This window comes from Protofrankia sp. CiP1_Cm_nod3, from assembly GCF_982290655.1.
This window is the reverse complement of sequence record NZ_CEVIVD010000066.1, coordinates 25,750-28,950: the sequence shown is the minus strand read 5'-3', so window position 1 is coordinate 28,950 and position 3,201 is coordinate 25,750. Positions and strand designations below refer to the sequence as shown.

2 protein-coding genes are annotated in these 3,201 nt (G+C 71.2%); both read left to right on the top strand.

What is annotated here, in order from left to right:
- Positions 1 to 574: 574 nt before the first annotated feature.
- Positions 575 to 1,372: a histidinol-phosphatase gene (gene hisN, locus AC5LUJ_RS14195; protein ID WP_250281817.1), complete on the top strand. Its 798-nt coding sequence runs from the start codon at positions 575 to 577 to the stop codon at positions 1,370 to 1,372.
- Positions 1,369 to 2,232, top strand: a complete 864-nt coding sequence (locus AC5LUJ_RS14190; protein WP_250290127.1) for a glycerophosphodiester phosphodiesterase — start codon at positions 1,369 to 1,371, stop codon at positions 2,230 to 2,232. The genes hisN and AC5LUJ_RS14190 overlap by 4 nt, the downstream gene beginning before the upstream one ends.
- Positions 2,233 to 3,201 lie beyond the last annotated feature (969 nt).

Here is a 3,201-nt window from a genome sequence, read left to right as displayed (position 1 = left end):
CCCGTACCGGGCCCCAGCGGTCACCGAAATCCCCCGGCCCCAGCCAACCCGGCTGTCCTCCCCGATACCGGCCGCCCCGATACCGGCCGCCCCGGGACGCCGTCCCAGCGGCGCGCATCCCGTCCGTGACCGCCCGCGCAAACCATAATCGGCGCGTAAGTTTGTCGTTTTGTACGCTTTTTTGTCGTATAAGCGTATAAAATGACAAACTCGCGCTGATCTTCAGCGATGACCGGCGCCCATCGACATGCGCCTGCGTTCGTGCGGATGCGTATGGTTACATAGCTGACGCTCCAGGTGCCGGCTGACTCGGGTGGCGGAGGGGGCGACAGGCCGTCCGTGGTAGCGTCGCCGCCCGCGCGACGTCTGGTGGGCCTTGTTCACGAAGGCCGCCTTCCGCCCGGGTGAAGGCGCGCGCGGGTAGGCTCCCCGCGTGACCAATGCCGCCCGAACAGACGTCGCCCGAACAGACACTCTGGGAGCCGTGGGGACGGACCTGCCGGGACCAGGCCAACAGCCGGCTCCCGGCGGCACCCGGCCCACCGTCGACGGGGACGCGGCCACCGGGCACCCGATCGGTGACGACCTCGCCCTCGCCCTCGCCCTCGCGGACGCCGCCGACGCGATCACACTAGCCCGTTTCCAGGCCGTCGACCTGCGCGTCGAGGCGAAACCCGATGCCACCCCGGTCACCGACGCCGACACCGCCGTGGAGGCGATGATCCGCGAGCGGCTGGCCGAGGCCCGGCCCGGCGACGCGGTGCTCGGCGAGGAGCAGGGGCTCATCGGTGCCGACACCCGGCGTCGCTGGGTGGTCGACCCGGTGGACGGCACCAAGAACTTCGTGCGCGGGGTGCCGGTATGGGGGACGCTGCTCGCCCTCGAGGTCGACGGCGAGGTCACCGTCGGGGTGGCGAGCGCCCCCGCGATGGGCCGGCGCTGGTGGGCGGCCCGCGGCCGGGGCGCCCACACCCGCACGGCGGTCGGCGAGACCCGCTCCCTTGCCGTGTCCGCGGTGGCGGACCTGGCCGACGCCTACCTGTCCTTCGCCTCGATCGAGAGCTGGTCGGCCGCCGGGCGGCTGGCGCCCTTCCTGGACCTGGTCGACGCGGTGTGGCGGACCCGCGCCTACGGCGACTTCTGGTCCCACATGATGGTCGCCGAGGGCGCTGTCGACCTCGCCTGCGAGCCCGATGTCTCCCTCTGGGACATGGCCGCCCTCCAGGTGATCGTCGAGGAGGCCGGTGGCACCTTCACCGACCTGTCCGGACGCCGTGGGCCCGGCGGCGGCTCGATCCTGACGACCAACGGCCGCCTGCACAGCCGGGCGTTGGGCATTCTCGACCAGCCCGCCCGGCCCACCGTCCGGTGACCCGTCCCGCCGGGGCCGTGATCGGGTTCGCCCACCGGGGCGCGCCGGGCCGCTTCCGGCGGGAGAACACCCTGGCGGCGTTCAGCCGGGCGCTGGCCGGCGGCGCGGGCGGGCTGGAGTCGGACGTGTGGCTCACCGCCGACGGCGTCCCGGTGCTCCATCACGACGGCGTGCTCGGCCCCCCGGGCCGCCGCCGCCGGATCGGCGACCTGCCGGCGGCCCGGTTACCGGCCTGGCTGCCCGCTCTGGCCGACCTCTACGCCACCTGCGGCAGCGACTTCGAGCTCAGCCTGGACCTGAAGGATCCCCCGTCGGCCATCGGACGGGCCGCCGTGGCCGTCGCCGCGGTGGCCCGGGCCGCGGGCACGGCGGAACGGCTGTGGCTGTGCGGCAGCCTGCCGGCGATCCGTCACTGGCGGTCGCTCGACGAGCTTGCCGGGCCGGGGCCGGTACGGCTGGTCAACTCCGCGTCCGCACGGGAGGCCGGCTTCCGCGGTCGCGGCGGCGGTCGCGGTGCCCTCCCGGACAGCCGGCCGGACGACCGGCTGGACGCGTACGTGCGTGAGGCCGCGGCGGCTGGTGCCACGGTGCTGAACCTGCGGGCCAACGAGTGGACCGCGTCGATGGTGCCGGTGGTACGCGCCGGCGGGCTGCTCGCCTTCGGCTGGCACGCGCAGACGTCCGGGACGCTGAACCGGCTGGTGGGATTCGGCCTGGACGGCGTCTACTCGGACCACCTCGGCCGGCTTGTTCGCGCCACGGGCAGCGGTACGGCAAGCACGGACGCGGACAACGTCGACGTCGACGTCGACGTCAGGCGGTCGGATGAGGACGATCAATCATCCTCGCTGGTGGAATGACCGGCGCAAATCACCGGGCCCGCACATTAGGGGCGGACCACGGATGCCGACGCAATCCAGCAGGTCAAAAGCGACGTGGCCGTGCTTTTTACACGCTGCCGGAAGGCCTCGCCCCCTGGGTCGCTGCCAGGCTCCGCAGGGTGACGGCCTGGGACGTCGGTACGGCGCTCGGCGCTTCCCCACTCCGCCGGCTCGGCGCACCCCGCCGGAGCCTGCCGCTATAGGCGTCGCGGAGCGTGCTTATTTCGCGGCCGAAGCGGATGGTGACCGGCCGGCTCACTCCTCGGCGGCGACTTCGGCGACTTTCAACATCTGCGGCGGAAATCCTGTGCGTTCCGCTACATGCTCGACAGAGTAGCCCTGCCGTACCAGGTCACGGGCCTGCTCGAGGGTCCAGCCGCGACCGGGGTCCACCCGGCGGACGACGACCTCACTTGCTTGGCGACGCTCTTCTGGCCAGCTCAGACGTGCACGACGTGCCAACGGTCGACCTCCGATATATCTCTGACTTCCAGTTACTACGACAAGGATAGGCCATATTGGCATGACCGCGCTCGACGAACTCCACGATAGCGGGCGCCAACGACCCAATACGACACCGGGTTGGAACATAGAAGTGGCATCTGTCTCGACGATCTGACGATCTGACGATCTGACGTGATGGCCGGCGGCGGCGTCGAGGCAGGCCATCATACCTGGCTGATCACGGACCCTGGACCAACCGGCCCACGGCTGTTCATGCCCGGGAACAGCGCGAGGCTGTCACCAGTATGAACCGTTGCGGGTACGACTCAAACACAACTCCTGACAAGACGATGCCCACGAGTGGCACGCCGACAACCTGAACCGACAACCGCCGCGTGTTCACCGCCGGCCACGGGGCCGTCGACGCATCTTCGTTTCCGGCTCACCTTCTTCGCCGTGGTTCGGTCATCCGGTTCCCGGCCCCAGCCGGCCCCGACCGGCCCC